The following is a 17483-nucleotide window of genomic DNA, read 5'->3' on the forward strand; positions in this document are numbered from 1 at the left end:
AAGAGCTTTTTATTGCAAAATATGAGCATACTATTAAGAAATATTACAATAAATAAATTTATGACAGGCGATCGCACCCCTTTAGGCAAATCCAATCCAGCAGACACTAAGGGCCGCGTCACGGTAATTGGAGGCGGCATCGGCGGGCTGACAGCAGCAGCCCTGCTAGCCCGCAGAGGATACAAAGTGCTAGTCTTAGACCAGGCGATCGTCCCCGGCGGATGCGCTTCCACCTTCAAACGCAAAGGCTTTACCTTCGATGTCGGCGCCACGCAGGTTGCAGGATTGGAACCCGGAGGCATTCACCACCGCATTTTCTCAGAATTAGACATAGAACTTCCCGCCGCGACACCCTGCGATCCCGCTTGTGCGGTGTTTTTGCCGGGAGAAACCGCACCGATTAGCGTGTGGCGAGATCCGCAAAAGTGGCAGCAAGAAAGGCAGCGGCAGTTTCCCGGAAGCGAACCTTTTTGGCAATTATTGTCTGCATTGTTCAAAGCTAGCTGGAAATTTCAAGGGCGCGATCCAGTTTTACCACCCAGAAACTTATGGGATTTCTGGCAATTAATTCAAGCAGTTCGCCCCGATACTCTAATTACTTTGCCTTTCACTTTTATGACAGTGGGAGATGCTTTGCGACTTTGTGGGTTAGGTGACAATTTGCGCTTGAAAACTTTTCTAGATTTGCAGTTAAAATTGTATTCTCAAGTTGATACCGAAGAAACGGCGCTACTTTACGCGGCGACGGCTTTAGGAGTTTCGCAAGAGCCGCAGGGATTGTATCATCTAGAAGGAAGTATGCAGGTGTTGAGCGATCGACTTGTAGAGGCAATCGAACGAGACGGCGGTCAAGTCTTATTGCGCCACACAGTTGAAAGTATTGTCACCGCCAACGGCAAAGCCACCGGTACAATAATTCGCAATCAAAAAACAGGCGAAGTTTGGACAGAAACAGCCGATCGCATTGTTGCCAACGTAACCGCGCAAAATCTAGTAAAATTGTTGTCAAGCGAGCCGATTATCGGAAATTCAACAGATAATTTATCGGTTAAATCAGATACTTCAGAGACAACAAACAAACTCCCAAATCAAATGGCAGGCTACAAATATCGAGTTGATAAATTGCCGCCCGCATCCGGTGCATTTGTCATATATTTGGGAGTGCATGAAAACGCAATTCCCGCAAATTGTCCGCCCCACCTTCAGTTTCTCTACGATTACGACGGCGAGATTGGGGAGAATAATTCATTATTTGTTTCAGTCAGCCATCCGGGAGATGGCCGAGCACCGCAGGGAATGGCGACAATTATCGCTTCCTCATTTACTGATACTCGAATGTGGTGGAATTCGGTTGATTATGAAGGATTGAAGCAAAAATATACCGCAGGGGCGATCGCCCGTTTGAGCGAATATTTCAATTTGACGCCAGAGTCGATCGTACACCAAGAAGCCGCCACACCCCGCACCTTTGCCCGCTACACAGCGAGAGATAGAGGAGTTGTGGGTGGCATCGGCCAGCGAATACCAACCTTCGGCCCCTTCGGATTTGCCAACCGCACACCAATTAAAAACTTGTGGTTAGTAGGCGACTCCACCCATCCCGGAGAAGGCACTGCCGGCGTTTCCTATTCTGCTTTAACAGTAGTGCGGCAAATGGAGGCCGCCTCTAAAATCTAAGAGGACACGGCAATGCCGTTTCCCTACGCCAAAAATAATTAATCGCGCGAGAGATGTAACTATCGCGCGATTAATTTTAGGGAATAGTTAACAGTTAACCGTCAACAGTCAACAGTCAACAGTCAACCGTCAACCATCATTCCGGTGTCACCGGAATAGATATCAACTACATTCTCTGATTACTTGATAGAAATCTTTGCGCCCACAGCTTCAAGCTGTTTCTTCATTTCTTCAGCAGCTTCCTTAGCAATAGCTTCCTTAACTGCCTTCGGTGCGGCTTCTACCAAATCTTTTGCTTCCTTCAGGCCCAGACCGGTAATTGCGCGGACTTCCTTCAGAATTGCGATTTTCTTGTCAGCAGGAACTTCTTCGAGCATGACAGTAAATTCAGTTTGCTCTTCTACTGGTTCAGCAGCGGCTCCACCACCTGTACCGGGCATCATCATCATGCCGCCGACAGGAGCAGCAGCGCTCACGCCGAAAGCTTCTTCAATTTGCTTAACCAATTCAGAAGCTTCGAGCAAAGTCAGAGACTTAAGTTTTTCCAAGATTTCGTCAGTTGCAGTAGACATTCGTTAAACTCCTAGTTCGATTGTAGATTTGGGATTTGGGATTTGGGATTTGGGATTGCTCCTCCATCATTAGTTTCTCGTCTCCAGTCTTCAGCCTGTGGATTAACACTAATGACTGATGACTAATGACTAATGACTAATGACTAAGCAGATACGCTTTCTGCTTCAGGTTGTGCTTCTGCTTCTGCTGCTACTTCTGCTGAATCGCCGTCTTTTTCAGCATAAGCTTTAAGACCGCGAGCGATCGAAGTAGGAACTTGATTGATACCCACAGCCAACTTGGTTGCGACACCGTTGATAGCGCCAGCAATTTGAGCCATGAGTTGTTCTTTCGACGGCAGATCAGCTAATGCTTTAACATCAGCTTCTTTCAGCACCCGTCCTTCCATCACGCCGCCGCGAAGTTCAGTCTTCTTAGAGACTTTTTGGAATTCTTGGTAAGCTTTAATCGCGCCGCCAATATCTTCTTGCACGAACAGGAACGCCGACGTACCTGTCAGCAATTCTTGTATCGGCTGCCAGGTTTCGTTGCCTTCAACAGCAATTCGCATTAGCGTGTTTTTTGCCACTTGGCAACTGCTGCCTTTCGGACGCAAACGCCGACGCAAATCTGTGATTTCAGCAACAGTTAAGCCCGTGTAGTCAATCACGATCGCCAGTTGAGATTCGCTCAAGGTTTGCTTGAGGTCTGCAATAATCTCATTTTTTACTGCTAAACTTTTGCCCATACTTATTTCACCTCCTTTTAGGATCGAAAACTGCCCGTCAAAAACCCCGACCTTCGAGCCGGGGCAGAGAATTAAAAATTAACAAGTCAGAATTAAAAAATAGAAATTTTCTAATCTTTGAGTCTTGAGTTTTTATTTCTTCAGCCTCGGCAGGAAATTAAGCGATCGGCACCTGCGGTCTTCAGCTTATTGATTTTTGATTAGGCTATCACCAGAAGGCAGACATTAGCTGGGGTCTGGCGTAAGTCTTGTAAGAGATTTACACAGACAGCCGAAGCAGTCTTTTACCTTCTGCCTTCTGCTGAATTCTTTCTACGCAGCATCAAGTTTGGTATCGCGCAGAGCACTGATATCGACTTCTATCGACGGGCCCATTGTTGCGGATACGTACAAACTGCGCCAGTAGCGACCTTTAGCACCAGAAGGACGGTTGCGGTCAACAGTTTCTTGCAAAGCATGAAGGTTGACGAGCAAATCTTCCGCTGAGAAAGCTGCCTTGCCAAACATAACATGAACGATGCCAGTTCGATCGGCACGGAATTCTAGTTTACCACCTTTAAACTCGTTGATCGCCTGAGCAATGTCAGTCGTCACCGTGCCACCTTTCGGAGAAGGCATCAAACCGCGCGGGCCCAACAACCGACCCAATTTTGCCACCAACGGCATCACGTCTGGGGTAGCAATCAGGCAATCGAAGTCCATCATGCCCTTCTGAATTTCATCGATCAACTCTTCAGAACCAGCAATATCTGCGCCGGCATTTAGAGCTTCTTTAACTTTTTCGCCCTTAGCAATCACCGCAATTCTGACTACTTGACCAGTTCCTTTTGGTAGCGATACAGTTGTCCGCAACTGTTGGTCAGTATATTTCGGGTCAATTCCCAAACGGATGTGAGCTTCAGCAGCTTCGCCAAACTTAGCGGTTGCTGTTTCTTTCAAAAGTTGCAGAGCTTCCAGCGGTAGATAAGGTCTGTCTTCAACTTTCTTTAGAAGTTCTTGCAGTCTTCGCGATACTTTCTTTGCCATTGTTATCTCCTGGGGTCAGTCGATTTTAGATTTTAGATTTTAGATTTTAGATTGAACCTATCGAACAATCTTAAAATCTACCCGTTTTCGGTTACTAGCGAAGCTTTGCTTCTCCCCCTGAACCGATCGATTTTGGATTGGGGATTTTGGATTTTAGATTGAAGATTTTACCTTCAAAATCAGGAATTTTGGATTAGCAATTTGGAACTTGGACTAGGAAAACTCTTCCTTCTTCCTTCTTCCTTCTTCCTTCTTCCTTCTTCCTTCAATCCGCGATCGCCACGCCCATATTTTTAGCCGTTCCTGCCACAATTTTCATAGCAGCCTCAACATCATTAGCATTGAGGTCAGGCATTTTGGTTTCAGCGATTTCTCGTAACTGAGCCTGTGTAATCGTCCCTACTTGCTTGCGGTTAGGTTCTCCCGAACCCTTAGCAATGCCAGCCGCTTTTTGAATCAAAACCGACGCCGGCGGGGTTTTGAGAATAAACGTAAAACTGCGGTCTTCAAAAACCGAAATTTCTACCGGAACCACCAGACCCGCTTGGTCTGCTGTTCTAGCATTGTACTCCTTGCAAAACATCATAATATTGACGCCGTGCTGACCCAGAGCTGGGCCGATCGGAGGAGCTGGGTTGGCTTTTCCCGCCGTAATCGCCAACTTAATTACTGCAACAACTTTCTTTGCCATTAGTTAGTTCTGTTTCTGAACCTGATTGAACTCCAATTCTACAGGCGTATCGCGCCCAAAAATCGAGAGTAAAACTTTGAGCTTGTTTCGTTCCGGGCTAACTTCAATCACATCACCTTCAAAATCCTTAAACGGCCCGGAAAGTACCACAACGTGGTCTCCAGTAGACATCGATACTTTGACAACTGGTTCTGATTCCTGAGCGTTTCTGAAGATCCGTTCTACTTCCGAATGACTCAGAGGTAGCGGTTTGACGTGACCCCTGCCGCGCCCGTAGCGGCGTTTCTGCTCTGCCCCGACAAAATTAATTACATTCGGGGTATTCTTGATCACCTGCCACGTATCCTCGTCCATAAACATACGGATGAGTACGTAGCCGGGAAAGATTTTTTCATCTGACTGTCGCCTGGAACCGTCTTTGCCGACTTTGATCGCCGGAGTTTGCGGAATTTCCACTTGAACGATGCGATCGGCAACATCCAAAGTTTGAATCCGCTGATCCAAGTTTGCCTTCACCCGCTTCTCGCAGCCAGAGGCAACTTGAACAGCATACCAGCGAGCATCAATTTCCGGCACATCTGGCGATGCTGCCTGTCCCGTCGCTTCTGTGGAATACTCAGATTCTTCTGATGCAAAAGTCATGGCCCAAACACCTTTCCCGCGCCCCAGTTAAAGAAGTTATCCACCAAATAGATCAGGCTTGCTGAGAGGATTACCATCAAAAGCACGGCCAAAGACTCGCTGATTAGCTGCTGCCTGCTGGGCCAAACCACTTTGTCGAGTTCTTCTCTAGTTTCCTTAAAAAAACCCGTAGGATTAAACCCAGGCGCCGTTATTTCTTGAGTTTCTTGAGCTTCGTCTTTTTTCGCCACGATTCAATCCCCCTTGCGATTTTAGATTTTAGATTTTAGATTTTAGATGGTGTGAGTGGCCCGCGGCTCTCAGATTTTGTGACACTAACCACTTACGCCCAAGTCCCAAATCTCAAATCTAAAGCCAGCACTTTTTTACAAGCCCAACCAATCAACGGCGTAAATGCCGATCGCCTAAACCAACGATCGAGAAGCCACACCGAGCATTTGTTGATGGCATTTTTTGCGAACCGCCCACAAAAATTAATTCTACCCGAAAGTTTGCGGTTTTGACTGTTGCCAGCCAATAATCCGGGCGCTTTCGGGCAGAATTTAATGTTTGGTGATTCAGCGCGCCCTGGAGGACTTGAACCCCCGACATCAGGTTTTGGAGACCTGCGTTCTACCAACTGAACTAAGAGCGCACAGGTGAGGTTGCTGAAATTCGCTTAACCTCTAGATTTCTATTTTAACACAGTGCGCTCGTAAATGGAAAACTTTTTTTTGATTTTTTTCAATTTCCCATGAATCATGAACCAAGGGAAAGCTGGGTGCATTCCTACAGGGAGCGATCGAACCGCTGTTTGACGCGAGTAGCTTTGCCCACCCGATCGCGCAGGTAGTAAAGTTTTGCTCTGCGGACTTTCCCGCGGCGCATCACTTGGATCGTAGCGATGCGGGGCGAGTGAATCAAAAACACCCGTTCCACTCCGACGCCCTGAAATACGCGGCGGACGGTGATTGTTTCATTAATCCCGCCGTTACGCATGGCAATCACAGTCCCTTCGTAGGGCTGAACCCGTTCTTTGTTACCCTCTTTAATTCTTACGCCGACTCGCACTGTGTCGCCGACGTAAATTTCGGGAACTTGTTTATTAAGTTCTTGCTTGACTCTATTTATTTCTTCCGTTTCGATAGAACGGATTATTTCTGCGCCTTTCATCGGATTTACCAAAACTCACAATCCCTTATCATATATCGAAATGCCCGTTTTATGTCAAAAAATTTCTATGTTAGATACCTCTGGGGTCGTATTTCTGCAACTAGGGGCAATGGCCGCACTCGCCTTCTACGTCGCCGCCAACTTGGGGGCCAACGATGTCGCTAACTCGATGGGGACATCCGTAGGCTCGAAGGCGCTAACGCTGCGACAGGCAATAATTGTTGCAGGCATACTGGAGTTTTCCGGCGCAGTGCTGTTCGGCCAAGGAGTTTCCGAAACTCTGGCAACAGGAGTTGTGAATGCACAAGTGTTCGCGGCCCAACCGCAAGTATTTTTAATCGGGATGGTGTCAGTGCTGATAGCTTGCGGGATATGGCTGCAAATCGCTACCAGTCGAGGTTTGCCAGTTTCTTCATCCCATGCAGTGGTGGGCGCGATCGCGGGTTTTAGCTGTGTTGCAGCCGGAATTAATGCAGTTGATTGGCGAACCATCGGCACTATCTCCCTAACTTGGCTGGCGACACCTGTTGCCAGCGGTGCTTTAGCCGCACTATTTTACAGTGTGGTGAAGTATTCGATTCTCGATCGGCCAGATCCTCTATCTCAAATGCGCGAGTGGATACCTTGGCTGAGTGCAGCAATGCTGAGCGTATTTGGGATAATTGTACTGCCGTCTGTTGTGAATGTCGCTTTGGTGCAGACAGGGGCGATCGCCGCCGCCCAGGATAGATTTGGCTGGAATCTTCCAATTCACGATTTTGTCATTGGCATCGGGAGTATTGGGGCGATCGGCCTCACATTCAATAGCTGGAAAAAATTAGAATCAGTTGAGAAGGAAGAAGAAAGAAGGAAGAAGGAAGAAGGAAGAAGGAAGAAGGAAGAAGGAAGAAGTACAAACACAAACTCTCCCACTCTCCCACTCTCCCCCCCTCCCACTCCGACACTCCCCCACACTCTCATCGAGCAACAAATGGCAAGATTTCAAGTCTTGAGCGCCTGTTTTGTAGCATTTGCCCACGGTTCCAACGACGTAGGCAATGCAGTTGCTCCCCTAGCTGCGATCGCCTACATCCGGCGCACAGGTTCCTTTCCCCTAGAGGATTTCAGCGTGCCCCTGTGGATTTTAGTCGTCGGAGGCGCAGGAATAGTCATCGGTTTAGCCATCTGGGGCAAAAATGTAATTGCCACAGTCGGCGAAAAGATCATCGAACTCCAACCAAGCGGCGGATTTTGCGCGGAATTAGCCACAGCCACCACAGTCTTGCTAGCATCCCGCTTCGGTTTGCCAGTTTCCACATCCCACGCTTTAGTCGGTGCAGTTGTCGGAGTCGGGCTGATCAAAGCTTGGAAAACAGTACGCTTGGAAACTTTGCTGTCAATTGGTTCGGCTTGGCTGGTGACAATTCCGATCGCAGGAGCTTTGGGTGCTATCATTTTCAGCATCGCGCAATCCATTGGGCAATTTTAGATTTTAGATTTTAGATTGAGGCATTTCAGAACAGTCATCAGTCAACAATCACGGATGGAGGGTGCAACCGGACTCGATCTAATTCATCTGCGTTAATCTGTGTTTATCTGCCTGTATCTGCGGTTAAAAAAAGAGAATGTAAACCGCAGATGACAACGGATTGACGCTGATTCACGCAGATGAAGATCAGATTCAGGACTAATAGCGCTTTCGCACATCAAACCCGGTGGCGACGCACAAGCCTGCGGGTAACTCAATCACTTAATTCCTCCTCAAAGCAATGCTTCAACTTTTGAGCCAGCACCTCAACGTTAGGCTTTCTCAGCATAGTCAGGTGATTCCCAGGAACCCTAATCACCTCTACTTTTTGGGTCGTTAATTCGCTCCAGCCAAGAGTCGAATCTTGATGACTCATGCTTAGCTGTTCCCTCGATCTAAACAGAGTAATTCGCTGCGGATAAAATTTCGGTATATAGCTGAGAGTTGCTTGACTATTAGCCTGAAATACAGTAAACATTGAGGGAATTGCCAGCTCGCGCCAGTTGTGTTTTGTTGACTCCTGAGATAGGATGCTAACCATAACTGCCTGTTTCCAATTCCAGCGATGCAAAAAATTAGCTACTAGATTAAGCATCTTATTTAATTTAGGAAACCTGGCCGCAATACCGCCACTTTGAACATTTTCCGAAGTAGCCACCAAGCGAAAATAATCTACTACAAAAGGCCAGATAGAGCGCGAAACAGTAGTTAGAATAAACTTGCAACCGTCCCAAAAAGAAGGTTTGTTAGCAGAAACCGGCGCTAAAGTATCCAGCACAGCAAGTAAAGCCACTTCATCCCCCGCTGCGAGCAACTGTTGAGCCATCTCAAAAGCAACCAAACCTCCAAAAGACCAGCCTCCTAAAAAATAAGGCCCTTTTGGTTGAACGGTACGCAAGGCTGCGATGTAGTCAGCCGCCATGTCTTCAATGCTAGTTAACGGAGAACTTTCGCCGTCAATACCCTTTGGTTGCAGCCCGTAAAACGGTTGATTTTCTCCTAGCCCAAAGGCTAACTCGCAATAAGGAAATACGACCCCAAAGATGGGATGGACGCAAAAGAACGGGGGATTTTTACCGCGAGGCTTAATCGCAACTAAAGGCGACCATTCCAGAGAATTTGTTCCTGAAGATAGCGAATCTGCTAAACCTTCAATTGTCGGATTTAAAAAAAGAGCTGACAGCGGCAACTCGCGCTGAAATTGCTGGTTAATCTCATTGATGAGGCGGATTGCCAGCAGGGAATCTCCACCCAAATCGAAGAAGTTGTCGCCAATGCCAACGCACTCTGCGTTGAGGATTGTGGCCCAAATTTGGACGAGGGTTGACTCGGTTGGCGTGCGAGGTGCAATGCAGCTTTTATCTATTGAATTGCTAGTTAGAGTTCCCGGTACAGGTAGGCGCAGGCGGTCGATTTTGCCATTGGGAGTTAGGGGCAGAAAATCCATCGCCACAAAAGCACTGGGAATCATGTAATTGGGCAGTTGTTGTTTGAGGAAATTGCGTATTTCCCCAGGATTAAGCGTCTGATTGTGATTGGGGACGACATAAGCAACTAGGCGTTTGTTGCCAGACAAATCATCCACAGCAACCGCCGCTGTTTCTTTGACTGCTGGATGCTGAACCAGCAGCGCTTCAATTTCTCCCAATTCTATTCGATAGCCGCGAATTTTTACCTGTTCGTCAGTGCGGCATAAAAACTCAATATTGCCGTCTGGAAAATAGCGAGCTAAGTCACCAGTTTTATAAATTCGTTCTCCTGCTTTCTGGCTAAACGGATTAGCAATAAATCGCTGGGCGGTTAATTCGGGGCGGTTCAGGTAGCCTCGCGCCAATCCGCTGCCGCCGATGTACAATTCACCGGGAATTCCAACGGGTACAGGCTGTAAATTTTCATCTAAAATATAGAGTTGAGTGTTAGCTATTGGGCGGCCGATTGGCGGTTTTTTGGGTTCGCTAATTTCGGCAAAACTTGACCATACTGTCGCTTCTGTAGGGCCGTAAGCGTTAAAAAATCTGCGCCGGGAAGCCCAGCATTTAACAATATCCGGGGAACAGGATTCGCCAGCACAGATGATTGTTTGCAGTGCGGGAAGTTCGGCGCTTGGAAGGACAGCTAGCAGCGACGGCGGCAAGGTAGCGTGGGTAATAGCATTGTCCTGCAAAAATTGGATTAATGTTTCTCCTGGTAATAAAGATTCTTTCTTGGCACAGTAAAGTGTTGCTCCGGTTCCCAAGGCCATGACAATCTCAAAGATTGAGGCATCAAAACTCAGGGAGGCGAATTGCAAAATGCGGTGATTTGAGTTTAAGTTAAAAACTTCTATTTGAGCTATGGCTAAGTTGTAGAGTCCCCGATGTTCGATTAAAACGCCTTTGGGTTTTCCGGTTGAACCAGATGTGTAAATGACGTAGGCTAGGTTTTCTGGTAGGATATTTGTAGTTGGGTTTTTGGAGCTTTGTCGGGCGATAATTTCTCTGTCGGAGTCCAAACACACTACTGAAAAAACTCCGTAATTTTCCGGCTGCGTCAAGTTTTTTGTTAAGTGCTGCTGAGTTACCAAAATCGACACCTGAGCATCTTCTAACATGAAGTTAAGCCGCTCTTGAGGATAAGTGGGATCTAAAGGCAGGTAGGCTGCGCCTGCTTTGATAATGCCTAGCAATCCGACGATCGCATCTAAGGAACGTTCTACACAAAGGCCCACTAAAACTTCGGGTGCTGCTCCCAATTGCTGCAAGTAACGTGCAAGTTGGTTGGCTCGGCTGTTGAGTTGGCAGTAGGTTAACTGCTGGTTTTCAAAGACGGCGGCGACAGCATGGGGCGTTAGCGGAGCCCTCGAAGAGGATCGCGCGACTTGCTCTTCAAATAGCTGATGGAAACACTGCTTTTGCGGATAATCTCTCTGAGTGTCATTCCAATCGATTAATAATTGCTGGTATTCTGGCGCTGTCAGCAAAGCCAAGTCGCTGAGGTGCTGTTTGGGATTGGCAACAATGGCTTCGAGCAGCGTTTGGAAATGTCCCGCCATGCGCGCAATTGTGCCGCTATCAAATAAATCTGTGCTGTAGACAAATTGCCCTTGAATACTTCCTGCATTTTCCCACAAGTGGCACTCTAAATCGAGCTTGGCGGTTCCCGCGTCAAAGTCGATCGCCTCGGAAGCGATTCCCGGCAATTCTAGCGCTGCTACAGGAGTGTTTTGCAGGCTGAAACTAAGTTGAAATAGGGGGTTGCGGCTCAACTCGCGATCGGGGTGCAATTCCTCAACCAACTTCTCGAAGGGCAAATCTTGGTGGGCGTAGGCTGCCATTGCGACGTTTTTTACCCGATGCAATAGTTCCCGAAAAGTTGGGTTTCCTGATAAATCTGCACGCAGCACCAAACTGTTGACAAAAAAACCGATTAATGCTTCGATTTCGCTCAGGTTGCGATTGGCGATCGGCGTTCCTACTGCAATATCTACTTGTCCTGTATAGCGGTACAGCAAAGTTTGAAAAGCGGCTAGTAGAGTGATAAATAAAGTCGCGCTTTCTTGCTGACTCAATGACTTTAGCGCCTCGCTCAAAGCAGGTGATAGTGTTATAAATTGTTTAGCGCCGCGGTAGGATGGAACGGCTGGTCTTTGCCTGTCTGTTGGTAGATTGAGTGTGGTAATTCCGTTTAACTGCTGCCGCCAATAAGCTAACTGGGTTTCTAATACTTCGCCCTGCAACCATTGGTGCTGCCATTCTGCAAAGTCGGCGTACTGCACGGGCAGTGCTGGTAAGTGCGAGATCCCATTTTTTACAAATGCTGTGTAGAGCGTTCCCAGCTCTCGAATTAGCACTCCAATCGACCAACCGTCAGCCACAATATGATGTAAATTCAGCAACAATATATGTTCTGTTTCACTGAGTTGTAGCAGCGTTACTTTGAATAACGGCCCAGCGGCTAAATCGAAAGGGCTTTGCGCTGCATCGGTTGCGAGTTGCAGCACTGCGGTTTCTTGCTGAGTGGGCGAGAGATTTTGTAAGTCGATTGTGGGGAGCGATACGGTTAAAATGGGAGCAATAATTTGTACGAGTTCCCCTTCCAAAAGCGTAAATGTGGTGCGTAAAGTTTCGTGCCGCTGCACAATTTCGTTGAAGGTTTGCTCTAAGGATCTGAAGTGGAGGGAACCTGTTAAGCGGAGCGCTGTTGAGACATTGTAGAAAGGATTGCCCGGTGCTAATTGATTGAGGAACCAAAGCCGCTGCTGAGCAAATGATGCGGGGAAGACGAAAACATCTGTTTCTTGCTGCATATTTATCGAAATTGCATCCTGTTAAACAGCCATCCTTTTCATTTACTTTCTCGATTCGACATCTTACCAAAGTCAAAAACCCTCTTAAAATTATCTGCGTTTATCAGTGTTAATCTGCCCTTCATCTGCGGTTGCTCTATCAATCAAAAATTTATGCAATAGGTCTATTAAAAGATGATAGCTTCCGCCGCCGACTATCGCGCGAAATCGGCACTAAAGCCGGAGCATCACTTTTAGCATTCTTATCTTTTAAACTTTCCACAATCTTAGATAATTCTGCAATTGTCGGCGCTTCAAAAACGCGGCGCAAAGGCAACTCTACCCCGAAAGCATCTCGCACTCTCGAAACAAGCTGAGTCGCCAGCAGCGAATGGCCTCCTAATTCAAAGAAATTGTCCCGGATACCCACTCGCTTTATCCCCAAAACCTCAACCCAAATTTTCACTAAAACTTCCTCAATAGAAGTCTGAGGCGCAACATAACCGCCAGCCCATTCTAACTTAATCGGCTCCGGTGCAGGCAAAGCGAGCCGATCGACCTTTCCGTTAGCCGTCACCGGTAGCGACTCCAGCACCACAAAAGCCGACGGAACCATATATTCCGGCAGTTTTTCTGCTAGATAAGCCTGCAACTGTGGCACTAATTTCCGTGCTACTTTACCTTGTAAGGGATTGTTAGCATAAGAGCGCCAAGGACGCAAGTTATCGCTTCTGGTTTCTGGCATAAAATCTTTAGTTTCGCCCCGTGCAAACACTACATCGTAGCGCCCTTGACTGTCGGAATTAGACCAACTAATATTAACATTATACGGAACTTCCAAAGCATACCACGCTTCGGGATCGACTCCTAAATCCTCAACTTTTTCCACGGCTTTCTGCAACTGACCTGCAGTTGAAAATTTATCGACAACAGACAGCAATTCTGCAGCCTTAACTGCTGCCGTTACCCGCGCATTAGGCACATTAGCAATTCTTAAAACATCGAGTTGATTTTCCCATAATATTTGTTGCACCTTGGTAACAGTCAGATTCTGATTTTCAGCCGACCAATCCAGCCGTTTCGACCCCCCCAACTCCCCCGGAAAAGGACGGTGAGGAAGCTCTATTTTGTCAGGAAAGTTAGAGAGATTTCTTAGCCCCCCTTCGTAAGGGGGGTTGGGGGGATCTGTTTCCGACGCAATATGCAGAATAGCATTGTACCGAAAATCAGTTAACTCATTGCGATAACTACCGCGAATTAATTGAATCTCTACGCCACCAATCTGCGGAAAGCGGTGTTTTAATGCGCTAAAAAAATCTGGTTCAATAACTAACTCTGTTTCTTGAAAAATTTGCATTTGTACTCGCTGCTGCAACTGTTCGCCCGCGAGAGAAGGTTCGGCTTGATACAGTTGTACCGAAGCGTGGAAAGCTGCCAGCAACGGCAAGCTGCGGACATCTCCGATGAATATAAAGCCGCCCGGGGCAGTTGCTTTCACCGCACCTTCTAGCACCTGCACGAGATAGTCGATATTCGGGAAATATTGCACGACTGAGTTGAGAATTACTGCGTCAAAAGCTGCTGTCTCTACTCCTTCAAAGTCTGTCGCCATTTTCTGAAGCAGCGTTACATTAGCTAACTGTTGATTTGCCAAGTGCTGCCGAATATAGTTTAGCGAAATAGGTGAAAAGTCTGTCCCGCAATAGTGAGTGCAGCGAGAGGCAATTTGGAACAGCAACAAACCTGTGCCGCAGCCAATTTCTAACACTCTGCTCGGCTGCAAAGCTAAAATTTGGGCGGCTTGATTGTTCGCCCAGTCGCGCATCTGTTCTGCTGGGATTGGCTGATTAGTATAACTGCTATTCCAGCCGACAATATTAAATGTTGGATCTGAGTCAACAGCAGGTTGATTGTAAGTTTCATTGTAGAGCATTTGCCACTGCAAAACCTGTTCGTCCTGCAATTGCATTATTTGGTTTTTTTCGCTGGCACTGCTATATTCAGGATTCAGGGCAATATAAGCTACTAAACGTTTATCTCCCTGTCCATCTTCCGAAGCTGTTGCTACAGTTTGCTGCACCGCCGGATGTTGAATTAATAGTGTCTCGATTTCTCCTAATTCGATGCGGAAACCGCGAATTTTTACTTGTTCGTCAATGCGTCCTAAAAATTCAAGGTTGCGATCGCCTCTGTAGCGCACTAAGTCGCCGGTTTTGTAAATTCGCTCTCCTGAATTTGGTTTAAAAGGATTGACAATAAAGCTTTGTGCGGTTAAATCTGGGCGGTTGAGGTAGCCGCGAGCGAGTCCGTTTCCGCCGATGTACAATTCGCCAACAACGCCGATCGCCACTGGCTGCAAATATTTGTCTAATATGTAGATTTGAGTGTTAGCAATGGGGCGGCCAATTGTCGGGGCGATGTCTGTTTGCTCGGTTACAGGAACATAACCGGAAGTTGTGACGACGGTGTTCTCGGTTGGGCCGTAATTATTTACTAGCTTAAATGGATGGGATTTTAAAGGATGTTGTTGCAGCTTTTCGCCGCCTGTGAGCAAGATTCGCAACGCTGTTGTTTGAGGCCAATCTAATAGCAAAACTTTCTCTGCTAAAGGTGTTGGCAAAAAGCTAATTGTAATGGCGTTTGATACTAACCAGTTTTGCAGTTTTTCAGGATCTCGCCTGATGTCATCTTCTGGAAAGTAGATGCTAGCCCCCGCGGCGAGATAAGGCCAAATTTCCCACCCGCAAGCATCAAAGCCGATCGCAGCAATTTGCGTTGCTCGATCGCCCGCTGACACCCCAAACTCTCTTTGATGCCAAAAAACGAGATTTAACAAGCTCCCGTGCTCAATTTCAACTCCTTTCGGCTTTCCCGTGGATCCGGAGGTGTAAATCGCGTAAACCAGATTTTCGGCTGTGGCTGCGCTGGTGGGATTGTCGGCGATTTCTTGGGAAATCATCTCCCAGTCTGTGTCTAGAAAAACAACCCTTGGATGGTGAATTTTATCCTCTGACTGTGTTTCTAAATTTTGCACTTCGCCATCATCCACCAGGGAATAAATTCCCTGGCTCATAGCTGAAGTCGGCTTAAGCCGACTGGAAACTTGTCCTCCTTCAGTCGTCTTTAGACGACTTTCGCTATTAGACAGGGAATTTATTCCCTGGCGGGTAAGCAATACTGACACTTGAGCATCTTTTACCATAAAGCTCGATCGCTCAGCAGGATAGCTCGGATCTAAAATTAAGTAAGCTCCTCCCGCTTTCAGGGTACCCAACATCCCCACGATCAGATCGAGCGATCGCCCGCAGCAAAGCCCGACTAAAACTTCCGCCCCAACCCCCATTTTTTGCAAATAACGTGCTAGTTGGTTGCTGCGGAGATTTAGCTCTCCATAGGTGACTCGCTCCTCTCCAAATACCAGCGCCACCGCATCCGGTGCCCGATCGGCTTGCATTTCAAATAGCTGATGGATGCACAAATTTTGCGGATAATCCGCCTGAGTATTGTTGCATTCAACTAACAAACGATCGCGCTCTTGGGCGCTCAAATATTGCAAGTTGGCAATTCGCTGTTCGGGATTTGTCACAATGCTTTCTAACAAGGTTTGAAAATGCCCGATCCTGCGCGTAATCGTAGCTTCATCAAACAAATCGGCGCTGTAAATAACCATGCCGCTGATACCCTCCGAGCTATCAACCCACAGCTTATTGCTGGGCGATTGGTGGCTTCCCGAGCTGTTGGGCGATCGCTCCCACAAATGAAACTCCAAATCAAAGCGCGCTGTACCCACATCTAACTGCTGCGGGCTGAGTGTTAATTCTGGCAATTCTAACCGATTCCCCGGCGCGTTTTGCAGCGCAAACGCCACCTGAAATAAGGGATTTTGGTTCAACGCGCGATCGGGGTGCAGTTCTTCTACTAACTTCTCAAACGGCAAATCTTGGTGAGCATAAGCTCCTAATGCTACCTCTTTGACTCGGTTTAAAAGTTCCCGAAAAGTTGGATTTCCCGACAAATCTGTACGCAGCACCAAACTGTTGACAAAAAAACCGATTAATGCTTCAATTTCACTGCGGTTGCGATTGGCGATCGGCGAACCTACTACAATATCTTCTTGCTGGGCGTAATGGTAAAGCAACGTTTTAAAAGCTGCCAGCATTGTCATAAACAGCGTCACTCCTTCGCGCTGGCTCAACGTTTCTAAAGCCTCGCTCAGTTGTTTTGGCAATTGCAAAAATTGCCTTTTGCCTCGGTAACTTTGAATTGCTGGCCGGGGTCGATCCGCAGGCAAATTTAGCATAGAAATGCCGTTTAACTGCTGTCGCCAGTAAGCAAGCTGCGTTTCTAAAACTTCCCCTTGCAGCCATTCGCGCTGCCATTTTGCAAAATCAGCATACTGGATCGACAAAGCCGGTAAAGGCGAAGGTTTTTCCCTAGCAAATGCCGTGTAAAGTGCGCCTAATTCCTGAATTAGCACTCCGATAGACCAACCATCGGATACAATGTGGTGCATATTCAGCATTAGTAAATATTCGGCATCATCTAACTGCAATAATGTGACTCGCAGCAACAAGTCATTGGACAAATTGAAAGACCGTTGAGCTTCCTCAGCCGTGAGCCTGTTTGCTTCAGTTTGTCGAGATTCCTTTGGCAAGTTTCGCAAGTCTACTACATTAATCGGGAGGTGGAAAGCAGCAGCTATTCTCTGAACAGGTTGCCCCGAAACTACTGCTAAAGTCGTGCGTAAAGCTTCGTGGCGGCGCACAATTTCATTGAAGGTTTGTTGCAGCGCCGAAAAATTGAGCGAACCTGTCAAACGCAAGGCTGCGGGAACATTATAGAAGGGATTGTTCGGGACTAATTGGTCGAGAAACCACAAGCGCTGCTGTGCAAAAGAAAGCGGTAAATTTCCGTCCCGCCCCAGAGGAACAATCGGTGTAGGAGTGAAACTAGAAGTACGATTAGCTGCTTTTAAAAATGAAATAATTTCGGCTTTTTTCTGAGAAATTTCGGCCCGCAGTTCGGGTGTAATAATTCCTTCGGGAGCATTGCAGCGCAGGATCTCGCCCTCAACAAAAATATTAATATCTAGACTGCGAAGGTAAGATAAAAACTCAACTAACTCCACAGTGACAGAATCTCTGGCATTTGGCGATGAGCTCGATATTTTTGGATCGGGCATTTTGAGTCATCCTGTCATTACTTGGGCAAATCAATAAAAGAA

The 17483-nt window shown here is 47.1% G+C and carries 12 protein-coding genes, 1 tRNA gene and 1 other annotated feature; of the genes, 3 read left to right on the top strand and 10 right to left on the bottom strand.

What is annotated here, in order from left to right; all coding sequences use genetic code 11:
• Positions 1–60: 60 nt before the first annotated feature.
• Entirely contained in the window at positions 61–1677 is a 1617-nt protein-coding gene (gene crtD, locus QUA36_RS17345; RefSeq protein WP_333458534.1) for a C-3',4' desaturase CrtD, read from the top strand.
• 179 nt (positions 1678–1856) lie between these two features.
• Here crtD and rplL read toward each other — a convergent pair whose 3' ends face one another.
• The 6 genes from rplL to secE form a co-directional block, all read right to left on the bottom strand.
• The gene (gene rplL / locus QUA36_RS17350) at positions 1857–2249 is read right to left on the bottom strand and encodes a 50S ribosomal protein L7/L12 (protein WP_333037133.1); all 393 of its coding nucleotides are present in this window, start codon (positions 2247–2249) and stop codon (positions 1857–1859) included.
• 143 nt (positions 2250–2392) lie between these two features.
• Positions 2393–2977: a 50S ribosomal protein L10 gene (gene rplJ / locus QUA36_RS17355; protein WP_333166846.1), complete on the bottom strand. Its 585-nt coding sequence runs from the start codon at positions 2975–2977 to the stop codon at positions 2393–2395.
• Between the two features lie 29 nt (positions 2978–3006).
• Positions 3007–3180: a sequence feature (ribosomal protein L10 leader region), on the bottom strand.
• Positions 3181–3289: 109 nt separating this feature from the next.
• Complete coding sequence (rplA, locus tag QUA36_RS17360) at positions 3290–4003, bottom strand: 50S ribosomal protein L1 (RefSeq protein ID WP_333166848.1); 714 nt, start codon at positions 4001–4003, stop codon at positions 3290–3292.
• A 265-nt stretch (positions 4004–4268) separates the two neighbouring features.
• On the bottom strand, positions 4269–4694 hold the full coding sequence (rplK, locus tag QUA36_RS17365) for a 50S ribosomal protein L11 (RefSeq protein WP_006635588.1): 426 nt from the start codon (positions 4692–4694) through the stop codon (positions 4269–4271).
• Positions 4695–4697: 3 nt separating this feature from the next.
• On the bottom strand, positions 4698–5336 hold the full coding sequence (gene nusG, locus QUA36_RS17370) for a transcription termination/antitermination protein NusG (protein WP_242721257.1): 639 nt from the start codon (positions 5334–5336) through the stop codon (positions 4698–4700).
• Positions 5333–5566: a preprotein translocase subunit SecE gene (gene secE, locus QUA36_RS17375; RefSeq protein WP_333166850.1), complete on the bottom strand. Its 234-nt coding sequence runs from the start codon at positions 5564–5566 to the stop codon at positions 5333–5335. The genes nusG and secE overlap by 4 nt, the downstream gene beginning before the upstream one ends.
• 78 nt (positions 5567–5644) lie before the next feature.
• On the opposite strand from secE, the gene QUA36_RS17380 reads away from it, so the two are divergent.
• Positions 5645–5839 carry a hypothetical protein gene (locus QUA36_RS17380; protein WP_333458519.1) on the top strand — a complete coding sequence of 65 codons (195 nt, stop codon included), beginning with the start codon at positions 5645–5647 and terminating at the stop codon, positions 5837–5839.
• A 58-nt stretch (positions 5840–5897) separates the two neighbouring features.
• On the opposite strand, the gene QUA36_RS17385 is transcribed toward QUA36_RS17380, so the two are convergent.
• Together QUA36_RS17385 and rplS are read right to left on the bottom strand one after the other, a co-directional pair.
• Positions 5898–5970, bottom strand: a tRNA-Trp gene (locus tag QUA36_RS17385).
• Between the two features lie 134 nt (positions 5971–6104).
• On the bottom strand, positions 6105–6488 hold the full coding sequence (gene rplS, locus QUA36_RS17390; RefSeq protein WP_242721249.1) for a 50S ribosomal protein L19: 384 nt from the start codon (positions 6486–6488) through the stop codon (positions 6105–6107).
• 67 nt (positions 6489–6555) lie between these two features.
• On the opposite strand from rplS, the gene QUA36_RS17395 reads away from it, so the two are divergent.
• Positions 6556–7956, top strand: coding sequence for an inorganic phosphate transporter (locus tag QUA36_RS17395; protein ID WP_333458520.1), 1401 nt, complete (start codon positions 6556–6558; stop codon positions 7954–7956).
• Between the two features lie 253 nt (positions 7957–8209).
• On the opposite strand, the gene QUA36_RS17400 is transcribed toward QUA36_RS17395, so the two are convergent.
• Both QUA36_RS17400 and QUA36_RS17405 read right to left on the bottom strand, forming a co-directional pair.
• Positions 8210–12280, bottom strand: a complete 4071-nt coding sequence (locus tag QUA36_RS17400) for an amino acid adenylation domain-containing protein (RefSeq protein WP_333458521.1) — start codon at positions 12278–12280, stop codon at positions 8210–8212.
• 151 nt (positions 12281–12431) lie between these two features.
• Entirely contained in the window at positions 12432–17441 is a 5010-nt protein-coding gene (locus QUA36_RS17405) for an amino acid adenylation domain-containing protein (protein WP_333458522.1), read from the bottom strand.
• Positions 17442–17483 lie beyond the last annotated feature (42 nt).

The sequence above is a fragment of the Microcoleus sp. Pol10D4 genome, assembly GCF_036701555.1.
Taxonomy (GTDB): Bacteria; Cyanobacteriota; Cyanobacteriia; order Cyanobacteriales; family Microcoleaceae; genus Microcoleus.

Excerpts from the sequence above, each read along its gene's own strand:
- crtD (WP_333458534.1), top strand. The coding sequence starts at position 61 with ATGACAGGCGATCGCACCCCTTTAGGCAAATCCAATCCAGCAGACACT.
- rplL (WP_333037133.1), bottom strand. The coding sequence starts at position 2,249 with ATGTCTACTGCAACTGACGAAATCTTGGAAAAACTTAAGTCTCTGACT.
- rplJ (WP_333166846.1), bottom strand. The coding sequence starts at position 2,977 with ATGGGCAAAAGTTTAGCAGTAAAAAATGAGATTATTGCAGACCTCAAG.
- rplA (WP_333166848.1), bottom strand. The coding sequence starts at position 4,003 with ATGGCAAAGAAAGTATCGCGAAGACTGCAAGAACTTCTAAAGAAAGTT.
- rplK (WP_006635588.1), bottom strand. The coding sequence starts at position 4,694 with ATGGCAAAGAAAGTTGTTGCAGTAATTAAGTTGGCGATTACGGCGGGA.
- nusG (WP_242721257.1), bottom strand. The coding sequence starts at position 5,336 with ATGACTTTTGCATCAGAAGAATCTGAGTATTCCACAGAAGCGACGGGA.
- rplS (WP_242721249.1), bottom strand. The coding sequence starts at position 6,488 with ATGAAAGGCGCAGAAATAATCCGTTCTATCGAAACGGAAGAAATAAAT.
- QUA36_RS17395 (WP_333458520.1), top strand. The coding sequence starts at position 6,556 with ATGTTAGATACCTCTGGGGTCGTATTTCTGCAACTAGGGGCAATGGCC.
- QUA36_RS17400 (WP_333458521.1), bottom strand. The coding sequence starts at position 12,280 with ATGCAGCAAGAAACAGATGTTTTCGTCTTCCCCGCATCATTTGCTCAG.
- QUA36_RS17405 (WP_333458522.1), bottom strand. The coding sequence starts at position 17,441 with ATGCCCGATCCAAAAATATCGAGCTCATCGCCAAATGCCAGAGATTCT.